Raw genomic sequence first — 23,766 nt, forward strand, 5'->3', positions numbered from 1 at the left:
ACCGCCATGACCCATGCACCGGCCATGCTGTATCTCGACACACGCGCGCTTCCGGGCGAGCGGATCGCCGAAATCGACGCGGCGCGCAGTCTCGGGCTCGACCTCTACGTGGCGACGCCGACGCCCGACGCATTCCGCTCGTTCGGCTGCGCGGGCATCATTCCGACGCGCCTCGGCGATTACGACGCGGCCGAACGGACGATTCTCGACTACCTGCGCGAACATCGCGTCGAGTTGTCCGGCGTCGTCGCGTGGAAGGATCTCGAAGTCGTGCTCGCGAGCCGGCTGTCGCATCGGCTCGGCTTGCGCGGCACGGCGCCGGATGCCGCGCTCAACGTGCGCGACAAGGCCGCGACCCGCCGCGTGCTCGACGCGGTGCCGAATGCGAACCCGCGCTATGCGGTGGTCAGCAGCGAAGCCGAATTCACCGCCGCGCTGAAGCGGATCGGCGCGCCCGCGCTGCTCAAGCCGGCCGGCAACTCGGGCAGCCGCGGCATCTTTCCGGTCGATGCGCTCGCCGATCCCGTCGAGGTCTATCGTGCGTTTCGTGCGTACAACTCGCCGGAGAAGGGCGAGATGTTCAGCCTGTACGGCGATCACGCGCTGCTCGAGGAACAGCTGACGGGCAGCGAGCATTCGGTGTCCGGCGTCGTCGCGCAAGGCCGCGTCGCGATCAACGCGATCATCGACAAGACCTTCGACCGGTCGATCCCGATCCAGTACGAGAACGTGACGCCGTCGCTGCTGCCGGCCGACACGCAGGCGGCGATCCGCGACATGGTGCGTGCGGGTGTCGCGGCGACCGGCATCGACTGGTGCGGCTTCCACGCCGACGTGATGGTGACGCGCGACGGCCCGAAGATTCTCGAGATCGGCGGGCGGCTCGGCGGCGAGTTCATCAACTCGCACCTGATCCCGTACAGCGTCGCGGGCTTCTCGCCGTACCGCACCGTGCTCGATCTCGCGCGCGGCGCGATCGACGGCCCGCTCGACGACCGGCTCGGCACCGCGTCGACGCGCGCGGGCCAGCGCATCGTGATGCCGCCGGGGCTCGGGCGCATCGCCCGCGTCGAGGGCTTCGAGCGGCTGTGGCGGCGGCCGGAACTGCGCTTTCTGCAGATCGTCGCCGGCAAGGGCGCGCAGATGGCGTTGCCGAAGGACGTGTTCAAGGCGTACGAGATCGCGTACCTGATCGCGCAGTGCGAGCTCGATCGCGACATCGTGGCGCTGCTGCGCGAGCTCGCGGCCGACGTGACCGTCACGCTGGACTGACCCGGAGGCCATCATGCCGATCGACACGATCCGCGACCCGCGCCACTACCTGCTCGTCCCCGCGATGCCGGCGCCGAACGGGCGCCTGCACCTCGGTCATATCGCGGGCCCGTACCTGCGGCTCGACATGCTTGCGCGCCATCTGCGCAGCCGCGGCGAGGTCGCACGCATCGCATGCGCGAGCGACCCGTACGATTCCTACATCCCGCTGCGCGCCGGGCAGGCCGGCATCGACGCGGCGGCGCTCGCGCGGCAGAGCTGCGCGGGCATCGTCGACGATCTCGCCGCGATGAACATCGACGTCGATCTGTTCGTCGATCCGCTCGGCGATGCGCATCACGACGCGTACCTCGCCGCGCACGACGGGCTCGTCGCACGGCTGGCCGCGCAGCGGCGCGTGTCGACGGTGCGCGAACGCATGCCGTATTCGGCCGCGCGCGACGGTTACGTGACCGGCAGTTTTCTGCTGGGCCATTGCCCGCAGTGCGCGCGCGACGTGTCGGGATTCTTCTGCGAGGACTGCGGCGCGCATTTCCAGCCGGAAGACGTGCGCGAACCGTCGGCACGCTGGGGCGAGACGCTCGCGATGCGCGAGCAGGACAACCTGTTCTTCGACATCGCGGACCCGGCCGCGCTGGTCGCGCAACTGGTGGGCACCGAGACCGCGCCGGTGTTCGTCGATATCGCGCGCCGCCATCTGGCGCGCGACGGCGCGCGTTTCCGCCTGACGAGCCATGCCGGCTGGGGGTTGCCGTATGTGCTGGACGGCGAGCCGCGCACGCTGTTCGGGCACGGGCTGCTGTTCGGCGCGATCCGCTTCGTCGGCGATCTCTACGCGCGCAGGCACGGGCTGCGCGCCAACCCGTTCGATCGCGATTCGGACGTGATCACCGTCAACGGCTTCGGGATCGACAACTGCGTGTCGCATCTGGTCGGCATCCAGGCGATGGCGATGGCCGACGGCGTGTCGAAGCCGTTCGATCGTTTCGTGATCAATCATTTCTACACGCTGGAAGGGCGCAAGTTCTCGACGAGCCTGCGTTGGGCGATCTGGGTCGAGGATCTCGCGGCGCGCACGCGCGTGCCGGCCGATGCGGTGCGCGGCTTCGTCGCGTCGACCAATCCGGTTGCCGGACGCACGGACTTCGATCGCGATGCGTTCTGCCGGTTCGTGAACGGGCCGTACGCGACGGTACGCCGGCATGTGGCCGAGGCAATCGGCGGGCCGCTCGCCGCGCGCGTGCCGACCGACGAGACGGTGCGGGCAGCGGAGGCGGCGTGGCGCGACGCGCAGCGCGCGATGGATTTCGCGACGTTCGACCCGACGGCGATGGCCGGCATCGTCGAGCGCTGGAGCGCGCGCTTCGACGGCGCGCGCGCGGCCGGCGACCTGTACGGCTGGACCAAGGGTTTCGCGCTGCTCGCGTGGCCGTTGATGCCGGCGCTCGCGCAGACCGCGTGGCGGGCGCTCGGCTTGCGCGGCGAGCCGAACGCGGGCGACTTCGCACGGTTGTCGTCGCCGGTCGTCACGCCGCTGGCGAACTTCGACCCGGTTACGCCGGGAGATCTGGCGGCGGTCCTGCCGCCCGGCATGCGGGAGGTCGCATGATGGAAGGCGCACTCGAAGGATTGCTGATCGTCGACCTGACGCGCGTGCTGGCCGGCCCGTTCTGCACGATGCTGCTGGCCGATCACGGTGCGCGCGTGATCAAGGTCGAACGGCCGTCGACCGGCGATGATGCACGCGCGTACGGCCCGTGGTACGGCGGCAAGTCCGCGTATTTCGCGTCGCTCAACCGCGGCAAGGAGAGCATCGCGCTCGACCTGAAGGATCCGTCCGATCGTCGCGTGCTCGACGCGCTGCTCGAGAAGGCCGACGTCGTCACCGAGAATTTCCGGCCCGGTACGATGGCGCGCATCGGCTACGACTGGGACACGCTGCACGCGCGTTTTCCGCGCCTGATCTACGGCAGCGCGTCGGGGTTCGGCCATACCGGGCCATTTCGCGATCACCGTGCATACGACATGATCGTCCAGGGGCTCGGCGGGATCATGAGCGTGACGGGCGAGCCCGGGCGCATGCCCGTGCGGGTCGGGCCGTCGATCGGCGATCTGGCGGCCGGCCTGTTCCTGACGACCGGGCTGCTGATGGCGCTCGTGCGGCGCGGGCGCACCGGGCAGGGCTCGAAGGTCGACATCGGCATGTTCGACTGCCAGCTCGCGCTGATGGAATATTTCATCGGCCGTTACTTCGCGACCGGCGAGGTCACGGGGCCGGTCGGCAGCTATCGGCCGGCGATCGCGCCGCCGTTCGGCGTCTACCGCGCGGCGGACGGCCCGCTCATCATCGCGGCCGGCAACGACAAGCTGTTCCGGCTGCTGTGCGACGCGCTCGGCGTGCCGGCGCTCGCGGCCGATCCGCGCTTCGCGGGCGGCGAGGCGCGCAAGGATCACGAGGCCGAACTCGAACGCACGCTCAACGGGCTGCTGGCGGCGCACGGCGTCGCGGCCTGGTGCGAGCGGTTCGCGCGCGCGGGCCTGCCGGCCGGCCCGATCAACCGGGTCGACCAGGCCGTCGTCCATCCGCAGACGGCCGCGCGCAACATGCTGATCGACGTCGACGATCCCGACGTCGGTCCATACCGGCTGGTCGGGACGCCGATCAAGATTTCGGGCTGCCCCGACCCGGCCACGCGCCGGGCCGCGCCGGCGCTCGATCGCGACCGCGACGCGATTCTCGCGGAACTGGGCCTCGTCGGCGAGGAGGTGCACGATGAACGCGCGTAAGTTTCCGCACGTCGGCGCGCTGCCGCCGGAGTCCCATGTGCCGGGCGTCGTGTTGCGCCAGGCCGATTTCGCCGGGCTCGGCGACGGCGAGATTCCGTTTCGCGGCGGCCTGTTTACGGTCGAGCCGAACTGCACGTCGCGGCTGGACGTTCACGCGGTCCGCGAATGCTGGATGATCGCGCAGGGCAGCGGCCGGCTGACCTACGACGGCGAACCCGTGCGCGTGCGGGCCGGCGACGTGCTGTATTTCGAATCGCACCGCTCGCACCAGGTGCAGAACGACGGCGCGACGCCGCTCGTGATCAGCACCGTCTGGTGGCAGGCCGATGCGGTTTGATCTCGCGATCATCGGCGCAGGCGTGACGGGGGCGACGATCGCGCACGTCGCGGCTCGGCATGCGGGCGCGCTGCGCATCGCCGTGTTCGATGCGCGGCCGGCCGTGCAGACGGCCACGGCGCTGTCGGCCGGCGTCGTCACGCCGTTCTGCGGCAGCGGCGCGCGGCGCGCGCGATCGCTGGTCGCGCACGCGTACTACGGTGCGTGGGCACGGGCCGGATGCTGCGTGCGCGCCGCGCCGTTCACCTTCGTTGCGGACGCACCCGATGCGGGTGGTCCGTTGCTCGCGCCGCCGGTGGCCGACGATCCGCCGGACCCCGGCGCCACACCACTCGTTGCGCTGCCGGCCGGCACGCGCCTGTGGCGCGGCGGCCGCGCGTGGCTGGTCGACGTGCCGCGGCTGGTCGCGCACTACCTGACGGGCGCGCGCACCGTCGAGCGCTTCGATGCGCCGGTCACGCACGTGACGCGCGATGCCGGCGGCTGGACCGTCGTCGCCCCCGGCGTGACGCTGCGCGCCGACCGGCTCATCCGTGCCAGCGGCCCGTGGCCGGCCATCGACGGCGAAGCCGGCGTCGACGCGGGAACCGACATCGTCACGAAGAAGATCGTCGCGTTCGATGTCGACGGCCGCGGCTTGCCGCCCCCGGCGGATGCGCCGGTCGTCTACCTGCCCGACGCGCAGGCCTTTCTCGCCCCGGTGCATGCGCGGCGCGGCTGGCTGCTGAGCATCACGTCGCACGCGTGGGGCTGCGCCGCCGGCGCACGCGTCGCGCCGAGCGCCGACGAGCGCGCGCTCGCGCACGCGTTGCTCGATCGTCATTTCCCCGGCTTGCGCGATGCCCATCTCGCCGCGCGTACGGCGGTCGACGGGTACACGGCCGACCGCAATCCGCGGGTCGCGCCGATCGGTCGCGACGGCTGCGCGGTGGCCGGCGCGTCGGGCTCCGGCGTGCGCTTCGCGCCGGCCCTCGCGTACGAGGCGCTCGCCGCCGTCGGGTTGCCGTTCGAACCCGATGCCGCGACGACCGCACCCGAGCCACCGCTTTGCCACCGGGCAGACAAATCCGCTGCTTCCCTCACCGAATCCGTCCAACCATGCATACCGAACTCGCCTGGGTCGCCGTCGCACCCGCCTTCGCCCTGATCTGCATCGGCATCGCCGTGCGCCGCCTCGCGCTGGTCGATGCGGCGTTCTGGCCGTCCGCCGAAAAGCTCACCCACTACGTGCTGTTTCCCGCCTTCCTCGTGCATTCGATCGGTCTGGCCGGCCCGCTCGACGCGTCGTCGAAGTCGACGATCGTGCTGCTGACGGGGCTCACGCTCGCGGTGCTGGCCGCTGTCGTGCTCGGCTGCCGATGGTGCGCGGTGCCGCACGCATCGTTCACGTCGATCGTCCAGGGCTCGATCCGCTTCAACAGCTACATCTTCCTGTCGGTCGCGTCGGGGCTGCTGAGCCGCGCGGATTACGGGATCGCGGCGGTCGTCGTCGCGTACATGGTCGCGATCTCGAATACGCTCGTGCTGTTGTCGTTCGAACATGGCCAGGCCGGCGGCCGCGGGCTCGTGCGGATCGTCGGCAAGGTGGCGGCGAATCCGCTGATCGTCGCGAGCGCGTTCGGGATCGTGCTGAACCTGACCGGCTGGCGTCTGCCCGCCGCCGTGGACCAGACCGTCGACGTGCTCGGCGGCGCCGCGCTGCCGTTGAGCCTGATCTGCGTGGGCGCCGCGCTGCGGCTGCCGCTGCCGCGCAAGGAGGCGGCACTGGTGCGCGCGGGGCTCGTGACCACCGCGATCCGGCTGGTCGGCTTTCCGCTGCTCGCGCTGACCGCGACCAAGGCATTCGCCGTGACGCCGTTGTCCGGGAACCTGATCCTGCTCTATTCGGTGCTGCCGTGCGCGAGCAACTCGTACGTGCTGTCCACGCAGTACGGCGGCAACCATCGGCTGATGGCGTTCGTCGTCGCGCTGTCGACGGTGCTGTCGTTCGTCCCGATATTCCTCGTCGCGCGCACGATGTAGGCTGATGCGCCGCCTCGCGGCCGGCGGGGCCGCGCCGTTCACCCTCAATCGAAAAAAACAGGAGACACCCATGATTTCGAGGCGGTCGTTCAACCGCGCACTCGCCGGCATCGCGATGGCCGAGGTGCTCGGCGGATGCGCCGGCGCGACGCCGGATCGGCGGACGGTTACCGGCGTCGACGCGCACGCGCACGTGTTCCTGAAGACGCTGCCGCTCGTGCCGGGCCATCGCTACACGATCGCGTACGACGCGTCGCTCGACCAGTACCTCGCGATGCTCGACCGGCACGGCATGTCGAATGGCGTGCTGATCCAGCCGAGCTTTCTGGGCACCGACAACCGCTATCTGCTTGCCGCGCTGCGCGCGCAACCCGCGCGTTTGCGCGGCATCGTCGTGATCGATCCCGCGCGCGATGCGGAGCAGGTTGCCGCATGGACGCCGCTCGGCGTGCGCGGCATCCGGCTGAACCTGATCGGCGAACGCGATCCGGATTTCGCGGACGCGGCGTGGCGCACGCTGTTTCCGCTGCTGCGCGCGCATGGCTGGCAAGTCGAGCTGCATGCGGAGGCCGCCCGGTTGCCGGCGCTGATGCCGCCGCTGCTCGACGCGGGCGTCGACGTCTCGCTCGACCATTTCGGCCGGCCCGATCCGCGGCTCGGGATCGACGATCCCGGCTTCCGCTATCTGTTGACGACGGCGACGAGCAAGCGCGTGTGGGTCAAGGTGTCGGGCGCCTACCGGAACGACCGCGCCGATCGCTGGCAGGCGTCCGGGCTGGCGGCGATGCGCGCGCTGCGCGATGCGTTCGGTACGCAGCGGCTCGTGTGGGGTAGCGACTGGCCGCATGTCGGATACGAGAAGGCCGTCGACGATGCGCTCGCGTACCGGTATCTGGCGACGCTGCTGCCGGACGAGGCCGGACGCAGACAGGTACTGGTCGATACGCCGGCGGCGCTGTACCGGTTCGACGGGAACGGGTGAGCGGGTAGGCGGCACGCATGTGCATGGCGAAAGCGCGGCCATCCGCCGTGCGCGACGCGACCATGAACCTGACGACGGCTTCCGCCATGCCGGTCCGGCCGCCGATGGGCCGCGCGGCCCGCGTGCCGTTCTCTCTCGTGTCGGGGCGGAAGAACGCGCGCACGCCAGGCTGACGCGCGCGCCGCCACCGTTCAGCGCACGTGCGGCAGCAACGCCCGCAACCAGTACGACACGGCCACCGCCCCGCCATCCGGCGTGCCGATCGCGCGCTCGCCGAGATAGCTGGCCCGTCCCGCGCGCGGCGTCATGCGCGCCGTATCCTCCGCGCCTCGCTCGGCCGCTTCCACGGCCGCCGTCCAGGCACTCGCGGGATCGCGATCGCCGTCGAGCGCACGGCTGAATGCATCGACGGCCGGCACCAGCGCATCGAGCATCGTCCGGTCGCCTGCCTGCGCGCCGCCGAGTTCGCCGATCGCATCGACCGCCGCGCGGAATGCCGCGGCCCAGTCGCGCGGCGACGGCTCGGCGAGATCGGCCAGCCGGCGCGACGCGCGCAGCAGCGCGGTCGCATAGAACGGCCCGGAGCTGCCGGCGATCGCGCGGCGCAACGCGGCGCCGAGCGCCGCGAGCGCACCGGACGGCGTGCCGTACGCGGTGTCGGGTAGTTCGAGAATCGCGTGCGCGGCGCGCCGCATGCTCGCGCCGAGATCGCCGTCACCGGCTGCCGCATCGAGATCCGTCAGCATCTGCTCGTGATCGATCAGCGTCTGCGCCACGGCGTGCAGCGCCGGTTGCAGGCGCGCGGCCCATGCGCGGCCGGCCGCATCGAGCGGCGGCGGCGGCGCGTCCTGCGACGCGGCCGCGGCCACGCGAATCCGCGTGTTCACGAGGCCGCCGCCCGGCCAGGCGCGCGCCTGCGTCGGCGCGTCGAGCAGCGCTGCGCGTTCGTCGTTCAGCCGCAGCACCGAGATCGAGCAGCCCGGCATGTTCAGCGCGGACAGGAACGTGCCGGCCCACGCGCGCGCGACGACGATGCCGCGCCGGCTCAGGTTGTCGAACGCGGCGCGCAGCACGATCGCGAGTTCCATGTCCGGCGTCGCGCCGAGACCGTTGACGAACAGCGCGACGCGTTCGTCGCGGTCGAGCACGAGATCGGCGACGATGCTCGACAGCAGCGTATCGGCCAGCGCATCGGCCGGCAGCGGCGCGCGGCGCTCGACGCCTTTCTCGCCGTGGATGCCGAGGCCCAGCTCGATCTCGTGATCGGCGAGGCTGAAGCCCGATTTGTCGGCGCCCGGGATCGTGCAGCCGTCGAGCGCGACGCCCATCGTGCCGAGCTCGGCCGCCGCGTCGCGCGCGATGCTCGCGACGCGGGCCAGCGGCAGCCCGCGCGCGGCGGCGGCGCCCGCGAGCTTGTGGATCAGCACGGTGCCGGCGATCCCGCGTCGCTGGCCGCGCTCGACGCGGCCGCGCAGCGACACGTCGTCGGCGACGATGACGGTTTCGACCGGAATGCCTTCCGCACGCGCAAGCTCGGCGGCGAGCCCGAAATTGAGCCGGTCGCCGGTGTAGTTCTTCACGATCAGCAGCGCGCCGTTCGGGCCGGCGCTCGCGCGGATCGCGGCGAGCACGGCGTCGGTCGACGGCGACGTGAACACTTCGCCGCACACGGCCGCGCTCAGCATCCCTTCGCCGACATAGCCGCCGTGCGCGGGTTCGTGGCCGCTGCCGCCGCCGGACAGGACCGCGACCGGCCGCTGCGACGGCTCGGGCAGCGGCTGGCGGACGAGCACGTGCTCGTCGCCGAGGATCGCGAGATGCGGCGATTGTCGCGCGATGCCTTCCAGCATTTCTCGCACGACGTCGGACGGGCGGTTCACAAGCTTTTTCATGGCGAAGGATTCCGGACGGGTGAACGGGGCTCGGCCGGGCGCGCACGGGCGCCGGACGGCTTTCGTGTTGCGGAGCATCGTGCGCGAGCCGTTGCCTGTCGCAGCCGATCGCATGACCGACGACCGGTGCGGGGCGGGCAACGAAGCGTACGCTTCGCGCCACGATACATCAGGTTCGGACGTTGCGGCGCGGATCGCGGCGCGATGGCGTCATGGCGCCGGGGCGGAACGGCGGCGTGCGCCGGGCGCCGGGCGCCGCTACTTCAGCGCGGTGATCGCCTTCGCGCGAATCAGCCGCGCGCGCAGCACGTTGCGGCTGATGCCGAGCAACTGCGCGGCCCGGATCTGGTTGCGATGGCTGAATTCGAACGCGACGCGCATGACCGTGTCCTCGATGTGCTCGAAGAGATTGCCGTGCCCGTCGTCGAACAGGTCGCGCAGCGCGTGTTCGAGCGCCGCCTGTGCGTCGGCGGACGAATGGGCCGCGGGCGCGGCGATGGCCGGCGGACACGGCGGCGCGATGTGCAGGTCGGTGTCCTGCAGCGTGTCGTGGCGGCTCACGAGCAGCGCGTGATGGATCACGTTCTCCAGTTCGCGGATATTGCCGGGCCAGTCGTGTGCGTGGAGCCGGCGCTCGGCGCGCGGATCGAGGCGGTGCGGCCCGCCGCCGAGCCGGTCGCGGTAAACGTCGAAGAAGTGCCGCGCGAGCGGCAGGATGTCGCCCGGCCGCTCGCGCAGCGGCGGAACCGCGAGCTGGACGACGTTGAGCCGGTAGAACAGGTCGCCGCGAAACTGTCCGGCCGCGACCGCCTGCTGCAAGTCGACGTTGGTCGCCGCGACCACACGCACGTCGACCGGAATGCCCGTGCGCGAACCGAGCCGCACGACCTCGCGTTCCTGCAGCACGCGCAGCAGCTTGACCTGCATCGCGAGCGGCAAGTCGCCGATTTCGTCGAGAAACAGCGTGCCGCCGTGCGCGGCTTCGAACCAGCCGGGCTTCGTGCTCAACGCGCCCGTAAACGCGCCTTTCTCGTGGCCGAACAGTTCGCTGTCGACGAGCGTTTCGGAGAATGCGCCGCAGTTCACCGCGACGAACGGTCCGTCGCGACGGGCGCCGAGCGCGTGCACGCGGCGGGCGATCAGTTCCTTGCCGGTGCCCGTCTCGCCGACGATCAGCACGTTCGCGTCGCTCGGCGCGACGCGGCGAACCTGTTCGAGCAGCGCGAGCGAACGCGGGTCGGCGAACACCTGCGCCTGCGCGCGGGACGGTGCGTGACGTTCGGGCAGCGCGAGCACCGGCGCCGCGGCCTGCCGTGCAGCCGGGTCGCGCGATGCGGCGACGATACGAAGATTGAGCGGGCGTGGCGATGCGGAAATCGAAGTCATGGCGATGAACCGTTGGATGGCCGGGCCGAGCGCGCCCGTGCCGGCGGGCGCCGCGGTCCGGCTGCTGCGTGGTCAGCAGAGTGTTGAACGTTTCGCCGCGCGCGAAAAGCATCGATTTCTGATAACCAAAGTGCGATTGCTGCGGAACCCGCAATGGCGCGGCAGAGCGGCGGTGCCGCGACGTCGAAACGTCGAATTCGACGCTATCGCGCGTGATGCGTTGCTGTCTGATCAGCAGCACATCAGCAGATCCGCTGCATCCAGTTCATCGCGTCGCGGAATATCGATGTGGCACGCGCGTCGCAATGCTTGCCAGCATCGCGCATTTGGCGGCGCGCCAGTGCCGGCGGGCGATGACAAGAAATTTCGTTGTCCGGACGAGATTTCTTTCGCGCATCCATGCCGATGGCACGCTCCTTGCTGACCCGAACCGGTATCGCCGCATCGACACGCGGCTTCACCACGGGAACGCATTGCATGAGCCACACCCTCAACGTCGTCGCGATATCGGGCAGCCTGCAGCGGCCGTCGCGCACGCTGGCGCTGACCGACGCGATCGTCACGGCGCTGGGCGCCGCGCTGCCGATCGAGACGCGGCTGATCGAACTCGGTGAGATCGGCAGCCGGCTGGCCGGCGCGCTGACGCGTGCGCAGGTACCGGCCGATCTCGACGCGCTGATCCGCACGATCGAGACGGCCGATGCGCTGGTCGTCGCGAGCCCGGTGTATCGCGCGTCGTACACGGGCCTCTTCAAGCACCTGTTCGATCTCGTGCGCCACGACGCGCTCGTCGACGTGCCGGTGCTGCTCGCGGCTACCGGCGGCAGCGAGCGGCATGCGCTCGTGATCGACCATCAACTGCGCCCGCTGTTCAGCTTCTTCCAGGCGCGCACGCTGCCGATCGGCGTGTACGCGTCCGAAAGCGATTTCGACCAGTACCAGATCGCCAGTGCGGCGTTGCGCGAGCGCATCGCGCTCGCCGTGGACCGCGCGGTGCCGCAACTGCGCGCGCCCGCGCCTTCCGTCGCGGCCGCGTAAGCCGCTTTTTCGTTTCCCCTTCGACCAGGACACCTTCATGAGCCTTCCCGACCCTTCCGCCGATGGCGTCAAATTCGCGTACTGGGTGCCGAACGTCAGCGGCGGCCTCGTCGTCAGCACGATCGAGCAGCGCACCGACTGGAGCCTCGAGTACAACCAGACACTCGCGCGCACGGCCGAGGCGGCCGGCTTCGACTACGCGCTGAGCCAGATCCGCTTCACGGCCGGCTACGGCGCCGAATACCAGCACGAGTCGGTGTCGTTCAGCCAGGCGCTGCTGCATGCGACGACGAAGCTCAAGGTGCTCGCCGCGATCCTGCCGGGGCCGTGGCATCCGGCCGTGGTCGCGAAACAGCTCGCGACGATCGACCACATCTCGAACGGGCGCATCGCGATCAACGTCGTGAGCGGCTGGTTCAAGGGCGAATTCACCGCGATCGGCGAGCCGTGGCTCGAGCACGACGAACGCTATCGGCGCTCGAAGGAATTCATCCAGGCGCTCAAGGGTATCTGGACCCAGGACAACTTCACGTTCAAGGGCGACTTCTATCGCTTCAACGATTACACGCTGAGCCCGAAGCCGGTGCAGAAGCCGCATCCGGAAATCTTCCAGGGCGGCAGCTCGCGCGCGGCGCGCGACAACGCGGCGAGCGTGTCCGACTGGTATTTCACGAACGGCAATACGCCGGAGAACCTGAAGGCGCAGATCGACGACATCCGCGCGAAGGCGGCCGCGAACAACCATCGCGTGCGAATCGGCGTCAACGCGTTCGTGATCGCGCGCGACACCGAGGAAGAAGCGCAGGCCGTGCTCGACGACATCATCCGGCATGCGCACGTCGAGGCCGTGCACGCGTTCGGCGATGCGGTGAAGCAGGCCGGCAAGGCGTCGCCCGAAGGCGAGGGCAACTGGGCGAAGTCGACGTTCGAGGATCTGGTGCAGTACAACGACGGCTTCCGCACGAACCTGATCGGCACGCCGCAGCAGATCGCCGAGCGGATCGTCGCCCTGAAGGCAATCGGCGTCGATCTCGTGCTGGCCGGGTTCCTGCACTTCATCGAGGAAGTCGAATACTTCGGCAAGCGCGTGCTGCCGCTCGTGCGCGAACTGGAGGCGCAGCGGCAGGCCATCGCCGCGTGACGCTTATGCCTGCCCGCCGCGCGCGCGGCCCGCGACCGTGCGGGAGCGTGCGGCGGCGTGACGCTCACGCGACGCCCGCCAGCTTCGATGCTTCGATCACCATCTGCACGCCGAGGCTGCCGAGGATGAGGCCCATCACCCAGCGCTGCGCGAGCAGCAGCGCCGGGCGGCCGTGCAGGAACTTCGCGAGGCGGCTCGAGCAGATCGCCACCAGCCCGTTGGCCGACGCGAACGCGGCGATCAGCAGCGAGCCGAGAAACAGCGACTGGCCGAACACGCTGCCTTGGCCGTAGTCGATGAACTGCGGCAGCAGCGACACGAACAGCATCGCGAGCTTCGGGTTCAGCACGCTGGTCGTCGCGCCCATCGCGAGCAGCCGCAGCGGCTGCTCGTTCGGCAGCGTCTTCACCTCGAACGGCGAGCGGCCGCCGGGCCGCACCGCCTGCCATGCGAGGTACAGCAGATAGGTCGCCCCGACCGCGCCCAGCACGCTGCCCGCATAGGGCACGCTCATGAACAGCGTCGTGATGCCGAACGCCGCGGCGAACATGTAGAACAGGTAGCCGATCATCACGCCGGCGAGCGAAATGAGTCCGGCCGCCCGCCCTTGCGCGATCGAGCGCGACATCACGTAGACCATGTTCGGCCCCGGCGTCACCGCGAGCATGCCGCCGATGACGAGAAACCCGTAGAGCGATCCGGACGTATGCATGTTTTCTGCTTCCTGCATCGAGTGAGTGCCGACGGAATGCATTGTCCGGCGATGGAGGTGAACAGTAAAACGGGATAAACTGAATCGATTGATCAGTTTTTCTGAATCGACATGAAGAAGCTCGACCTCGATGTGCTCGCGATGGTGGTCGCCGTCGCGGATTCCGGATCGTTCGCGCAGGGCGCGCAGGCCGTGCATCGGTCGCCGTCGGCGGTGAGCATGCAGATCAGGACGCTGGAAGACGCGCTCGGCAAGCCGCTGTTCATCCGCGACACGCGCAACGTGACGGCGACCGACGACGGCAGGATGCTCGCCGACTACGGCCGCCGGATGCTTGCGATGCGCGACGAGGCGTGGGCGTCGGTCGTGCGCCCGGAGATCCGCGGCCGCGTGACGATCGGCGTGCCCGACGACTACATCTCGTCGCTGCTGCCGCAGGTGCTCGGCAAGTTCGCCGCGATGCATCCGCGCGTGGAAGTGCGCGTGATCGGCCAGCCGAGCAGCGCGCTCGTGCCGATGCTGAAGGACAACACGGTCGACCTCGCGTGCCTGACCCGCGTCAAGGGCGTGTCCGGCGAGTTGATCCGGCTCGAACCGATCGTCTGGACCGGATCGGCGAAGCGCAACGTGTGGGAAGAGCGGCCGCTGCCGGTTGCGCTGTTCTCGCACGGCAGCATGGCGCGCGATCATGCGATCAAGGCGCTGAACCGGCGGAAGATTCCGTACCGGATGTCATACGAAAGCCCGAGCTTTCTCGGGCTGCTCAGCATGGTCGAGGCCGGCCTCGCCATCGCGCCGCTTGCGCGCTGCTGCGTGCCCGATCACCTGTTGCAGCTGTCGGAGAGCCACGGGCTGCCGTCGCTCGGCGAACTCGAGGTCGTGCTCGCGCGCAGCGCGCAGTCTGCGCGCCCGCCGTGCGACTACCTGGCCGAGCAGATCCTCGGCGAGTGGCGTGCCTGAAGCCCGCTACGGGCGGCACGTCAGCACGACGTCAGCAGCCATTCGCGGAACGCGACGAGCGACGGCAGCGTCTCGTTGCCCGGCGGATAGACGAGGTAATAGCTGCGCTGGCTGGTGATCGCGTCGCCGATCGAGTCGAGTTCGCCGCGGCTCAATTCATCCTCCACCAGCACCTTCGGCACCAGCCCGATCCCCATTCCGGCGCGCACGGCCTGGATCAGGTGCGACGTCAGCTCGAAACTCGGACCGATCCGCATCTGGCGATGATCGAGCCGATAGTGCGAGAACCACTCGGCCCAGGCCTGCTGATTGCTCGTCACGCCCAGCAGCGTCTGCTTCGCCGCCCATGCCGGCGTGCGCGCGTCGGCCTTGCGGCGGCCGCCGGCGTCGGGCGGCGCGATCGCGATCAGGAACTCGTTGTACAGCCGGTGCGCGTGCAGGCCCGGCCAGTCGCCCGCGCCGACGGTGATCGCCGCGTCGAGGTCGTCGTTGAGGAAATCGAGCGCGCCGATCCGCGAATGAAGGTGCACGGTCACGCCCGGATGCGCGGCGTAGAAGCCGTGCAGGTGCGGCAGCAGCCATTTCGACCCGAACGTCGGCAGGGTGGCCAGCCGCAGCGTGCCGGCGCCGGCCTGATGCGACATCGCCTGCAGCGTCGCGCCGCGAATGCGCCCGAGCGCGCCGCTCAGCTCGGCGAAGTAGCGGCGGCCGACTTCGGTCAGCTTGACCGAACGGCCTTCACGCCGGAACAGCGGCACGCCGAGCTGATCCTCGAGCGTCTGGACCTGCCGGCTGATCGCGCTCTGGCTCAGCGACAGCTCGTCGGCCGCGCGCGTATAGCTTTCATGCCGGGCGGCGGCCTCGAACACGAGCAGCAGCGACATCGACGGGGTGAGGCGACGGTAATTCATGAGTTTTATGCAAGCTTCGCCGGGTAAGAATTCGTTTGTTTCTGACGGAATATCCAAAGATACTGGAATTCCCGGTCGAGCGGAAACTTGCCAAAAAATCATGTTTTGGCGTGCGCGAACCGGCCGGCCCCACCCACATTGCGCCTTTGCCCCATGTCGATCGTCCCGTTGCCCCGTCCCGCCAGCCCGCCCACGACCGTTTACCGCGATTTTCTCGTCGCGCTGCAGGCCGCCGGCTTCGCCGGGGAAATCCGCGCGGACCACGCGAACCGGACCGTGCAGGCCACCGACAACTCGATCTACCAGCGCCTGCCGCAAGCGGTGATCTGCCCCGCGCACGCGGATGACGTCCAGCTGCTGGCCCGGCTGCTGGCCGAGCCCGCGCACCGCGACGTCGCGGTGGCCGCGCGCGGCGGCGGCACCGGCACCAACGGGCAGTCGCTGACCGACGGCATCGTCGTCGACCTGTCGCGCAACATGAACCGGATCCTCGAAATCAATGCGCAAGCGCGCTGGGTGCGCGTGGAGGCGGGCGTCGTCAAGGATCAGCTCAATGCGGCGCTGAAGCCGCACGGGCTGTTCTTCGCGCCGGAGCTGTCCACGTCGAACCGCGCGACCGTCGGCGGGATGATCAACACCGACGCGAGCGGGCAGGGCAGCTGCACGTACGGCAAGACGCGCGACCACGTGCTCGAACTCGATTTCGTGCTGATGGGCGGCGAGCGGCTGCACAGCGACGCGCTCGACGAAGCAGAACTGGAGCGCCGCTGCGCGCGGCAGGACCGCGTCGGCAAGGTATATCGCACCGCGCGGCGCATCCGCGACGACAAGGCCGCGTTGATCGACGCGAAGTTTCCGAAACTCAACCGCTGCCTGACCGGCTACGACCTCGCGCACCTGCGCGAAGCGGACGGCCGCTTCAACCTGAACAGCGTACTGTGCGGCGCGGAAGGGTCGCTCGGCTTCGTCGTCGAGGCGAAGCTCAACGTGCTGCCGATCCCGAAGTTTTCGGTGCTGGTCAACGTGCGTTACGCGGGCTTCATGGACGCGCTGCGCGACGCGCGCGCGCTGCTCGAACACCGGCCGCTGTCGATCGAGACGGTCGACTCGAAGGTGCTGATGCTCGCGATGAAGGACTTCGTGTGGAGCAGCGTGGCCGAGTATTTCCCGCAGGACGACGCGCGTCCGACGCTCGGCATCAACCTGATCGAATTCAGCGGCGACGACGAACACGACGTCGATGCGCAGGTGCGCGCGTTCGTCGAGCATCTGCGCACCGATACGAGCGTGGAGCGTCTCGGCCATACGCTGGCGGCCGGCGACGATGCGGTGAAGCGCGTGTACGCGATGCGCAAGCGCGCGGTCGGCCTGCTCGGCAACGTGCAGGGCGAAGCGCGTCCGCAACCGTTCGTCGAGGACACCGCGGTGCCGCCCGAGAACCTCGCCGCGTACATCGCCGAATTTCGCGCGCTGCTCGACGGCCACGGGCTGCAGTACGGGATGTTCGGCCACGTCGACGCGGGCGTGCTGCACGTGCGCCCGGCGCTCGACATGAAGGACCCGAAGCAGGCGGCGCTGGTGCGGCCGGTGTCGGATGCGGTGGCCGAACTCACGCAGCGTCACGGCGGCCTGCTGTGGGGCGAGCACGGCAAGGGCGTGCGCTCCGAATATGCGCCGGCGTTTTTCGGCGAGCTGTATCCGTCGCTGCAGCAGTTGAAGGCCGCGTTCGATCCGCACAACCAGTTCAACCCGGGCAAGATCGCGACGCCGCCGGACCCCACGCTGCGGCTGCTGAAGATCGACGAGGTGCCGACGCGCGGCGACCACGACCGGCAGATCGACGAGCGCGTGTGGCAGAGCTACGGCACCGCGATGCATTGCAACGGCAACGGTGCGTGCTACAACTTCGATCCCGACGACGCGATGTGCCCGTCGTGGAAGGCGACGCGCGAACGCGTGCAGTCGCCGAAGGGGCGCGCGTCGCTGATGCGCGAATGGTTGCGCCTGCAAGGGCAGGCCGGCGTCGACGTCGTCGCGGCGGCGCGCACGCGGCAGCCGTTGCTGCGCGGTCTGGCCGAGCGCTGGCGCAACAGCCGCAACGCGCGTCGTCGCGACGCGGATTTCTCGCACGAGGTGTACGACGCGATGGCCGGATGTCTCGCATGCAAATCGTGCGCGGGGCAGTGCCCGGTCAAGGTGAACGTACCCGAGTTTCGCTCGCGCTTTCTCGAGCTGTATCACCAGCGCTACCTGCGACCGCTGCGCGATTACCTGATCGGCTCGCTCGAATTCACGATGCCGTGGATGGCGCGCGTGCCCGCGCTGTACAACGGGTTGATGGGCGCCAACTGGGTAAGGACGCTGCTCGAGCGCCAGGTCGGCATGGTCGACAGCCCGCTGCTGAGCCGCTTCGATCTCGCGGCCGTGATCCGCGCATGGAACGTGAAGCCGGCCGATCCGCATGCGCTCGCCGCGCTGAGCGAGGCGCAGCGCGCGCGCAGCGTCGTCATCGTGCAGGACACGTTCACGCGCTATTTCGATACCGAGCAACTGGCGACGCTGATCGAGCTGGCGGCGCGCGTCGGTTTCCAGGTGTGGCTCGCGCCGCTCGCGCCGAACGGCAAGGCGCTGCACGTGCAGGGCTTTCTTCACGCATTCGCGAAGGCGGCGATCCGCAACGCGACGCAACTGGCCGCACTGGCGCGCTCGGGCGTCGCGCTGGTCGGTCTCGATCCGGCGATGACGCTGACGTATCGGCAGGAATACCTGAAGGTGACGGGGCTCGCCGATGTGCCGACCGTCGCGCTGCCGCAGGAGTGGCTGCTGGGCGCGTTGCCGGAAGCCGGTGCGGGCAAGGCGACGGTTTCATATCGGTTGCTGCCGCACTGCACGGAGAAGACCAATGCGCCGGACAGCGGCAAGCAATGGGCGCAGGTGTTCGCGCGTCGCGGGTTGCGCTTGCAGGTTCAGGCGACCGGGTGTTGCGGGATGTCGGGCACGTACGGGCACGAGGCGCGCAATCTCGCGACGTCGAAGACGATCTATGCGCAGTCGTGGGCCGCGCACGTCGACGGGCCGGAGCAGGAGGGCGAGGCGCTGGCGACCGGGTATTCGTGTCGCAGCCAGGTGAAACGCCTGTCGTCGAAGCAGGTGCGCCATCCGTTGCAGGCGCTGCTCGATCATGTGCGCGCGGTAGGGTGATGCTGTAGCGGTGCGGCGCGTAAGGGCGCGTCGATCGTTCGTCGAGCGGCCGTCCCCGTGCCGCTTTCGACCTGGCCGGCGCGGGTCAGGCGTCGGCTTTCGCCGCTTTCCGCGGACGCGGTTTTTCCGCGGCGGGAAACACGCCGACGCCGCGTGGCCGTTTCGGCTCGATCCGCATTTGCCGGATCACGCGCCGGAAGTCGATCTCGTGCGCGGCCAGCGTGCCGATCAGTTTCGCGATGACCGCGAGGTGGGAAGGGACGGTGCCCTTGCTCGAATAGTTGGTGATCGAACTTTCGTTCATCCGGATCAGGCGGGCGAACTCGCGCGCCGTCAACTGCGCCTTCTTCAACTCCTGTTGGAATTCCGCATACGCCATTGCACACATGATGCTTCGTCTCCGTGAATCAGAATCCGGCCCGCGCGGCGCCGGCGCCGACGGGTGGCGTTCCCGTCGTGCCGACGCCGCGTCGGGTTACATCTTCACCTGGTCGAGGAAGGTCTTCTTGCCGCTCTTGTAGCCGTAGATCGAGATGATCCCGTGCGTCAGGTCGCCCTTCGCGTCGAACGTCGTCGTGCCGATCACGCCGTCGTACTTGGTCGCCGGCATCGCCGCGAGGATCTTCGCCGGGTCCGTCGAATTCGCGCGCTTCATCGCGTCGACCGCGATATAGACCGCGTCATACGCGAACGGCGCATCGAACTTGATGCCCTGGTTGAAGCGCTTCTGGTACTTCGCGAGGAAGTCCGCGCCGCCCGGCATCTTCTCGAGCGCAGCGCCTGCCTGCGAGCACAGCACGTTGTCGGCCGCCGGGCCGGCCAACTCGGCCAGCGAGTCGGTGCACACGCCGTCGCCGGACAGGATCTTCGCGCGCAGGCCGAGCTGCTTCGCCTGCTTCGCGAGCGGGCCGCCGGTGGCGTCCATGCCGCCGTACATGATCGCGTCGGGGTTCTCGCCCTTGATCTTCGTCAGGATCGCGCGGAAGTCGACCGCCTTGTCGTTGGTCGCGTCGTGCGACAGCACCTTCAGGCCGAGCGCCTTCGCCTTCTTCTCGAATTCGTTCGCGAGGCCCTGGCCGTACGCGGTCGAATCGTCGATCACCGCGACGCTCTTCACGCCCTTCGACTGCGCATAGCTCGCGAGCGCCGGGCCCTGCTGCGCGTCGGTCGCGACGACGCGGTAGGTCGTCTTGAAGCCTTGCTGCGTGTAGGTCGGGTTCGTGGCCGACGGCGAGATCTGCACGATGCCCGCGTCGCTGTAGATCTTCGACGCCGGGATCGACGTGCCCGAGTTCAGGTGGCCGATCACGGCGACGACCTTGTCGTCGACCAGCTTCTGCGCCACCTGCGTGGCCTGGCGCGGGTCGGCCGCGTCATCCTGCGCGTCGAGTTGCAGCGTGACCTTCTTGCCGCCGATCGTCAGGCCCTTCGCATTGATTTCCTCGACCGCGAGGCGCGCGCCGTTCTCGTTGTCCTTGCCGAGGTGCGAGATGCCACCCGTCGTCGGTTCGACGCTGCCGATCTTCACGACCTGGTCGGCCAGCGCGGTCGACGCGGCCGCGAACGCGGCGGCGGCCAGTGCAACGGTGATCAGGGGTTTGCAGCGCATGCCGACAGTGCTTCGTTCCATCTGCCATCTCCGAATTGAATGTCTTTCTATTGACGTCTCGACCGGCCGGCTGCGGGGCCGGGGCGATCGGACGAGTCTCCATACCCTCGCGGGCTTCACTTGCATCGCGCCGGGCCGCATGACGTGCCGCCCGGGGCGAGCGGGCAGGCCGGTACCCGACGCGGTGCAATTCATATGAATATATCTGAAGCCGGTTTTGCGCGCTGCGGCGAATCCCGTAGCGGGCCGGCGCGACACGGGTCGGCGCCCGGAGATCGAAGGTGCCGGATGCCGGAAATCGTGCGCCGCGGCGGCCCGAAGGCTGCGATTCGCTGTCGTCGGCCTTACGGCCGCATCCATTATTCGGCCGGTCGCCGGGGCGAAGCCATGGACACTGACGCGCGGTCAATCGGGAACTGTTCGGTCGATTTGTCTGCACAGTTTGGTCACGCGAGAATCGTGTACCCGGTTTCATCCGTCGTGCCGCATCGAGCGCGATGTCCGTCTTTATGCAACTAACGGTCAGGTTCGGCACGCGCCCACGAGTGGGTGCCGATTCCACGGGCCGAACCGTTCATCCGGATCGGCAGAAGCGGAGGCGTTTTGGGACCGGCTCGCTTCTGCCGTCGGATCGTCGCGTCAGCCGCGCAATTCGCTGCCGGCTCGACTTCAGCTAGGCACGTCCGCGCAACGCGACGACGATCACTCCCGCAATCGCGAGCAGGCCGCCGCACGCCGTCGCGATGCCCGGCCGCTCGCCCGTCAGCACCACCGACAGGAGCGTCGCGACCGCCGGCGTCAGGTAGAGAAAGCTGGCCGCGCGCGCCGCGCCGAAGTAGCCGAGCGCGAAGGTCCAGGTGGCGTAACCGAGCGCGGCGGGAAAGACGCCGAGTACGACGACGGCCAGCGCCGTATCGCGCGATCCGCCGCCGAGCGACACGAGCGCGCCGGGCAGCCAGGGCGCGAGCAGGACCGCGCCGGCCAGCAGCGTGTACGCGGTGCACGGCAGCGCGCCGTACACGGGGATCAGCCGCCGCTGCAGCACGAAATAGCTGGCCGAACACAGCGCCGCGCCGAGGATCAGCGTGCTTCCCGAGCCGAGGACGAGGCCGCCGGGCTGCCCTTGCGCGATCACCGCGATGCCGGCCAGGCTGACCAGCGAACCGAGCCAGCCCCAGCGATTGAAGCGCTCGCGCAGGAACACGGCGGCCAGCAGCGCAGTGAAGATCGGCAGCGTATTCACGATGAAACTCGCGGCGCCGGCCGACACGGTCTGTTCGCCGGTATTGAGCAGCGCGTTGTAGAGTGCGATGCCGAGCAGGCCGCACGCGAGAAAGCGCCACGCATCGGCTTTCGTCGGCCGCGGTGGCCGTCGCCACGCGAGCCATGCGATCACGAGCAACGCGGCGGTCGCGAAGCGCGCCGCCGCGAGCTGCAGCGGTGCGAGGCCGTGCAGGCCGATGCGGATGAACGGGAACGCGGACGCCCACGAGACGATCGTGAACGCAACCGCGGCTGCCGCGACGAGCGGTTGTCGCGCGCTGCGCGACGTCGGTGACGAAACGGTATTCATGCGGCAATGGTGCGGTGTGCCGAGATGCTAAGCTAGCGCACAGATCAACACCCGGATATGAATATGGCTCACAGCTCGGGCGCGCGGCGCGCCGGCGGTCCGGCGCGGGTGCGCCAGATGGCCGGCGGGTTGGCGGCCGCCGCGTCGATGCCGGTCCCGCGGCCGCCGCTCGCGAGCCTGGAGACGGTCTGCACGGTGGCGCGCGAAGGGTCGTTTCTCGCGGCTGCCGACGTCTCCGGCGTCACGCACGGTGCGATCAGCCGACGGGTGGCCGCCGTCGAAAACTGGCTCGGGATGGCGCTGTTCGAGCGGCATGCGCGCGGCGTGCGCCTGACGCCGGACGGGCAGCGTTTCGTCGGCCGGATCGAGCAGGCGTTCGCGATCATCGACAGCGCGGCCGATCAGTGGCGTTCGCCGCGCACGCCGCGACTGGTGCGGATGAGTGTGGTGCCCGCATTCGCGCAGCTGTGGCTGTTCGAGCGGCAACCCGCGCTCGAAAGCGAAGCGCCCGCGCTGCGCATCGAACTCGGCATCGAGCTGCGCAATGTGGATATCGCCGGCGGCGAAGCGGATCTGTCGATCCGTTACGGTCGCGGCAACTGGCGTCAGCTCGAAACCCGCCCGTTCATGCCGGAACGGCTGTATCCGGTCGCGCATCCGCGGCTCGCCGCGCAACTGGCAAGGATGCGCCGAGGAACAGGCGACGCGGCGTTGCTCGACATGCCGTTGCTGCACGATTCCGACGTGACCGGCTGGCGTACGTGGTTCGATGCGCTCGGCATTCCGTTCAAGCCGCGTGCGCAGGATCGCCGGTTCGAGGATTACAACCTCGTGCTGGCGGCGGCCGAAGCCGGGCTCGGCGTGGCGCTCGCGCGCACGCCGCTTGCTGATGCGTATCTGCAGCGCAGCGCACTCGTGCGCGTGAGCCGTCACGAGGTCGATTCGTTGCTCAGCTATCACTTCGTGCATGCGAAGGGCGAGAATCGGCCGGAGGTCCTCGCGTTGATGGAGCGCATGGTGAAGGCGCTGCGCTAGCGCGTCCGTTGCGGTTCGCGCAGGCGGGCGCCGCGGCCCGCGTGTCCCGTTCGTTCTGCCGCTACCGCCAAATCGTTACAATGCAGCCGCGGAAAACGGCGAGATCGCCGGAGTGAGGCAGAATCGCGCCTTTGGCCAGCGGATGGGCCAATCACCAACCATTGCAGTACGGGTTCAAATTTGCACAAAAGGGAACCGATGAATAGACCAGACAAATCGTCGAAGGCGCGTGCGGCGCTGGATCAGCTTTTTTCCGGCCTGGCGCCTGCGGACGCGAAGCGCGAATCGCCGCGTCCGGGCAATCCGTTCGAAGCGGACGACGAGGTGTCGAGCGCATCCGGCGGTCGCGGCGGGGTGGAAGTCACGCTGTCGACCCGCATCCAGCTGCGCGGTTATCCGAGCGCCGACGCGTTCATGAAGCGCATGGCCGAAGCCTGGGGTCTCGAGTGGGGCACCTACGACAGCGTCCGTGCGGTGGCGACGCTACCCGCCGGATGGCGCTCGCGCCGGCTTCCGGAAGTCACGCAGATCGTCGACGAGCGCGACGTGCTGCGCGCGGAGAGCAGCCTGCAGGGCGGCGAGATGTCGTATCTGAAGGTGCATCCGCGCTACTACATCGATGCGCGCAAGCGTTTCGGCTGGAGCAAGTCGTCGAAGGCATCCGACGATCCGGATCTCGACGGCCCGGACTGGAACTGCTTCGTGATGGATCGGGAAAAGTCCATCGAACTGCACGAACTGACGACGTCGTCGTTGAAGGCCGACATCGACAATGCGCGGGCGACGCTGCTGAAATGGCTGGACGAGCACTATCCGAAACATCGCGATCCGTTCGCGTACTGGTCGGACTGTGACGGGGCGTAAGCCATATTGCATGGCGGCCGCCTCGATCCGTCGACTCGTTCGCC

Annotated in this window: 21 protein-coding genes; 14 read left to right on the forward strand and 7 right to left on the reverse strand. The window is 69.1% G+C overall.

Annotated elements, in window-relative coordinates; genetic code table 11:
* The first annotated feature begins 6 nt into the window (after nucleotides 1–6).
* The 7 genes from H0X95_RS00360 to H0X95_RS00390 all read left to right on the forward strand — a co-directional run bounded on the left by H0X95_RS00360 (nucleotide 7) and on the right by H0X95_RS00390 (nucleotide 7,400).
* A complete protein-coding gene (locus tag H0X95_RS00360) occupies nucleotides 7–1,272 on the forward strand; it encodes an ATP-grasp domain-containing protein (RefSeq protein WP_006497872.1) in 1,266 nt (421 codons plus the stop codon).
* Between the two features lie 13 nt (nucleotides 1,273–1,285).
* Complete coding sequence (locus tag H0X95_RS00365; RefSeq protein ID WP_006497873.1) at nucleotides 1,286–2,881, forward strand: methionine--tRNA ligase; 1,596 nt, start codon at nucleotides 1,286–1,288, stop codon at nucleotides 2,879–2,881.
* Nucleotides 2,878–4,059: a CaiB/BaiF CoA transferase family protein gene (locus H0X95_RS00370; RefSeq protein WP_006497874.1), complete on the forward strand. Its 1,182-nt coding sequence runs from the start codon at nucleotides 2,878–2,880 to the stop codon at nucleotides 4,057–4,059. Before H0X95_RS00365 ends, H0X95_RS00370 begins: the two co-directional genes overlap by 4 nt.
* Nucleotides 4,046–4,396 carry a cupin domain-containing protein gene (locus H0X95_RS00375; RefSeq protein ID WP_006489684.1) on the forward strand — a complete coding sequence of 117 codons (351 nt, stop codon included), beginning with the start codon at nucleotides 4,046–4,048 and terminating at the stop codon, nucleotides 4,394–4,396. Before H0X95_RS00370 ends, H0X95_RS00375 begins: the two co-directional genes overlap by 14 nt.
* Complete coding sequence (locus H0X95_RS00380; RefSeq protein WP_059721485.1) at nucleotides 4,386–5,543, forward strand: NAD(P)/FAD-dependent oxidoreductase; 1,158 nt, start codon at nucleotides 4,386–4,388, stop codon at nucleotides 5,541–5,543. Before H0X95_RS00375 ends, H0X95_RS00380 begins: the two co-directional genes overlap by 11 nt.
* Nucleotides 5,495–6,418, forward strand: coding sequence for an AEC family transporter (locus tag H0X95_RS00385; RefSeq protein ID WP_006491300.1), 924 nt, complete (start codon nucleotides 5,495–5,497; stop codon nucleotides 6,416–6,418). The genes H0X95_RS00380 and H0X95_RS00385 overlap by 49 nt, the downstream gene beginning before the upstream one ends.
* A 70-nt stretch (nucleotides 6,419–6,488) precedes the next feature.
* Nucleotides 6,489–7,400 (forward strand): amidohydrolase family protein, encoded by a 912-nt coding sequence (locus H0X95_RS00390; RefSeq protein ID WP_043205851.1) that lies wholly within the window; start codon nucleotides 6,489–6,491, stop codon nucleotides 7,398–7,400.
* Nucleotides 7,401–7,591: 191 nt separating this feature from the next.
* On the opposite strand, the gene dhaL is transcribed toward H0X95_RS00390, so the two are convergent.
* Together dhaL and H0X95_RS00400 are read right to left on the reverse strand one after the other, a co-directional pair.
* On the reverse strand, nucleotides 7,592–9,292 hold the full coding sequence (dhaL, locus tag H0X95_RS00395; protein ID WP_059721484.1) for a dihydroxyacetone kinase subunit DhaL: 1,701 nt from the start codon (nucleotides 9,290–9,292) through the stop codon (nucleotides 7,592–7,594).
* Between the two features lie 258 nt (nucleotides 9,293–9,550).
* Complete coding sequence (locus H0X95_RS00400) at nucleotides 9,551–10,678, reverse strand: sigma-54 interaction domain-containing protein (RefSeq protein WP_080403523.1); 1,128 nt, start codon at nucleotides 10,676–10,678, stop codon at nucleotides 9,551–9,553.
* Here H0X95_RS00400 and H0X95_RS00405 point away from each other — a divergent pair.
* The 3 genes from H0X95_RS00405 to sfnG are packed head-to-tail and all read left to right on the forward strand — an operon-like array spanning nucleotide 10,677 to nucleotide 12,857.
* Nucleotides 10,677–11,102: a hypothetical protein gene (locus H0X95_RS00405; protein ID WP_230204588.1), complete on the forward strand. Its 426-nt coding sequence runs from the start codon at nucleotides 10,677–10,679 to the stop codon at nucleotides 11,100–11,102. The two genes, H0X95_RS00400 and H0X95_RS00405, sit on opposite strands and share 2 nt — an antisense overlap.
* Nucleotides 11,103–11,155: 53 nt before the next feature.
* The gene (gene msuE / locus H0X95_RS00410) at nucleotides 11,156–11,716 is read left to right on the forward strand and encodes an FMN reductase (RefSeq protein ID WP_006490935.1); all 561 of its coding nucleotides are present in this window, start codon (nucleotides 11,156–11,158) and stop codon (nucleotides 11,714–11,716) included.
* A gap of 37 nt (nucleotides 11,717–11,753) precedes the next feature.
* Nucleotides 11,754–12,857: a dimethylsulfone monooxygenase SfnG gene (sfnG, locus tag H0X95_RS00415; RefSeq protein WP_006490941.1), complete on the forward strand. Its 1,104-nt coding sequence runs from the start codon at nucleotides 11,754–11,756 to the stop codon at nucleotides 12,855–12,857.
* A 64-nt stretch (nucleotides 12,858–12,921) separates the two neighbouring features.
* Here sfnG and H0X95_RS00420 read toward each other — a convergent pair whose 3' ends face one another.
* Nucleotides 12,922–13,569, reverse strand: coding sequence for a LysE family translocator (locus H0X95_RS00420; RefSeq protein WP_059721511.1), 648 nt, complete (start codon nucleotides 13,567–13,569; stop codon nucleotides 12,922–12,924).
* 111 nt (nucleotides 13,570–13,680) lie between these two features.
* Here H0X95_RS00420 and H0X95_RS00425 point away from each other — a divergent pair, with 111 nt between their 5' ends.
* Nucleotides 13,681–14,529, forward strand: a complete 849-nt coding sequence (locus H0X95_RS00425) for a LysR substrate-binding domain-containing protein (RefSeq protein WP_006490930.1) — start codon at nucleotides 13,681–13,683, stop codon at nucleotides 14,527–14,529.
* 20 nt (nucleotides 14,530–14,549) lie between these two features.
* Here H0X95_RS00425 and H0X95_RS00430 read toward each other — a convergent pair whose 3' ends face one another.
* Nucleotides 14,550–15,440, reverse strand: a complete 891-nt coding sequence (locus H0X95_RS00430) for a LysR substrate-binding domain-containing protein (RefSeq protein ID WP_006492443.1) — start codon at nucleotides 15,438–15,440, stop codon at nucleotides 14,550–14,552.
* A 153-nt stretch (nucleotides 15,441–15,593) separates the two neighbouring features.
* Between H0X95_RS00430 and ydiJ the strand changes: the two genes are divergently transcribed.
* Nucleotides 15,594–18,641: a D-2-hydroxyglutarate dehydrogenase YdiJ gene (gene ydiJ, locus H0X95_RS00435; RefSeq protein ID WP_059721483.1), complete on the forward strand. Its 3,048-nt coding sequence runs from the start codon at nucleotides 15,594–15,596 to the stop codon at nucleotides 18,639–18,641.
* Between the two features lie 85 nt (nucleotides 18,642–18,726).
* Here ydiJ and H0X95_RS00440 read toward each other — a convergent pair whose 3' ends face one another.
* From H0X95_RS00440 to H0X95_RS00450, 3 genes are all read right to left on the reverse strand, one after another.
* Nucleotides 18,727–19,029 (reverse strand): hypothetical protein, encoded by a 303-nt coding sequence (locus H0X95_RS00440; protein ID WP_006490931.1) that lies wholly within the window; start codon nucleotides 19,027–19,029, stop codon nucleotides 18,727–18,729.
* A gap of 87 nt (nucleotides 19,030–19,116) precedes the next feature.
* The gene (locus tag H0X95_RS00445; protein WP_059721482.1) at nucleotides 19,117–20,271 is read right to left on the reverse strand and encodes a branched-chain amino acid ABC transporter substrate-binding protein; all 1,155 of its coding nucleotides are present in this window, start codon (nucleotides 20,269–20,271) and stop codon (nucleotides 19,117–19,119) included.
* A 652-nt stretch (nucleotides 20,272–20,923) separates the two neighbouring features.
* Entirely contained in the window at nucleotides 20,924–21,823 is a 900-nt protein-coding gene (locus tag H0X95_RS00450; protein WP_006490937.1) for a DMT family transporter, read from the reverse strand.
* 57 nt (nucleotides 21,824–21,880) lie between these two features.
* On the opposite strand from H0X95_RS00450, the gene H0X95_RS00455 reads away from it, so the two are divergent.
* Together H0X95_RS00455 and H0X95_RS00460 are read left to right on the forward strand one after the other, a co-directional pair.
* Nucleotides 21,881–22,858: a LysR substrate-binding domain-containing protein gene (locus tag H0X95_RS00455; RefSeq protein ID WP_034178557.1), complete on the forward strand. Its 978-nt coding sequence runs from the start codon at nucleotides 21,881–21,883 to the stop codon at nucleotides 22,856–22,858.
* Between the two features lie 198 nt (nucleotides 22,859–23,056).
* Nucleotides 23,057–23,722, forward strand: a complete 666-nt coding sequence (locus tag H0X95_RS00460; RefSeq protein ID WP_059721481.1) for a hypothetical protein — start codon at nucleotides 23,057–23,059, stop codon at nucleotides 23,720–23,722.
* The last annotated feature ends 44 nt before the right edge of the window (nucleotides 23,723–23,766 follow it).

Origin of the sequence: Burkholderia sp. 9779_493 (assembly GCF_015712215.1) — a bacterium.
Classification (GTDB): Bacteria; Pseudomonadota; Gammaproteobacteria; order Burkholderiales; family Burkholderiaceae; genus Burkholderia; species Burkholderia cenocepacia.

Bases quoted from the DNA above. Each gene is read 5' to 3' on its own strand.
- H0X95_RS00375 (WP_006489684.1), top strand. From the start codon at position 4,046: ATGAACGCGCGTAAGTTTCCGCACGTCGGCGCGCTGCCGCCGGAGTCC.
- H0X95_RS00420 (WP_059721511.1), bottom strand. From the start codon at position 13,569: ATGCATACGTCCGGATCGCTCTACGGGTTTCTCGTCATCGGCGGCATG.
- H0X95_RS00405 (WP_230204588.1), top strand. From the start codon at position 10,677: ATGGCGATGAACCGTTGGATGGCCGGGCCGAGCGCGCCCGTGCCGGCG.
- H0X95_RS00385 (WP_006491300.1), top strand. From the start codon at position 5,495: ATGCATACCGAACTCGCCTGGGTCGCCGTCGCACCCGCCTTCGCCCTG.
- H0X95_RS00460 (WP_059721481.1), top strand. From the start codon at position 23,057: ATGAATAGACCAGACAAATCGTCGAAGGCGCGTGCGGCGCTGGATCAG.
- sfnG (WP_006490941.1), top strand. From the start codon at position 11,754: ATGAGCCTTCCCGACCCTTCCGCCGATGGCGTCAAATTCGCGTACTGG.
- H0X95_RS00400 (WP_080403523.1), bottom strand. From the start codon at position 10,678: ATGACTTCGATTTCCGCATCGCCACGCCCGCTCAATCTTCGTATCGTC.
- H0X95_RS00360 (WP_006497872.1), top strand. From the start codon at position 7: ATGACCCATGCACCGGCCATGCTGTATCTCGACACACGCGCGCTTCCG.
- ydiJ (WP_059721483.1), top strand. From the start codon at position 15,594: ATGTCGATCGTCCCGTTGCCCCGTCCCGCCAGCCCGCCCACGACCGTT.
- dhaL (WP_059721484.1), bottom strand. From the start codon at position 9,292: ATGAAAAAGCTTGTGAACCGCCCGTCCGACGTCGTGCGAGAAATGCTG.
- H0X95_RS00380 (WP_059721485.1), top strand. From the start codon at position 4,386: ATGCGGTTTGATCTCGCGATCATCGGCGCAGGCGTGACGGGGGCGACG.
- msuE (WP_006490935.1), top strand. From the start codon at position 11,156: ATGAGCCACACCCTCAACGTCGTCGCGATATCGGGCAGCCTGCAGCGG.
- H0X95_RS00365 (WP_006497873.1), top strand. From the start codon at position 1,286: ATGCCGATCGACACGATCCGCGACCCGCGCCACTACCTGCTCGTCCCC.
- H0X95_RS00430 (WP_006492443.1), bottom strand. From the start codon at position 15,440: ATGAATTACCGTCGCCTCACCCCGTCGATGTCGCTGCTGCTCGTGTTC.
- H0X95_RS00370 (WP_006497874.1), top strand. From the start codon at position 2,878: ATGATGGAAGGCGCACTCGAAGGATTGCTGATCGTCGACCTGACGCGC.
- H0X95_RS00455 (WP_034178557.1), top strand. From the start codon at position 21,881: ATGAATATGGCTCACAGCTCGGGCGCGCGGCGCGCCGGCGGTCCGGCG.
- H0X95_RS00445 (WP_059721482.1), bottom strand. From the start codon at position 20,271: ATGGAACGAAGCACTGTCGGCATGCGCTGCAAACCCCTGATCACCGTT.
- H0X95_RS00440 (WP_006490931.1), bottom strand. From the start codon at position 19,029: ATGTGTGCAATGGCGTATGCGGAATTCCAACAGGAGTTGAAGAAGGCG.
- H0X95_RS00425 (WP_006490930.1), top strand. From the start codon at position 13,681: ATGAAGAAGCTCGACCTCGATGTGCTCGCGATGGTGGTCGCCGTCGCG.
- H0X95_RS00390 (WP_043205851.1), top strand. From the start codon at position 6,489: ATGATTTCGAGGCGGTCGTTCAACCGCGCACTCGCCGGCATCGCGATG.
- H0X95_RS00450 (WP_006490937.1), bottom strand. From the start codon at position 21,823: ATGAATACCGTTTCGTCACCGACGTCGCGCAGCGCGCGACAACCGCTC.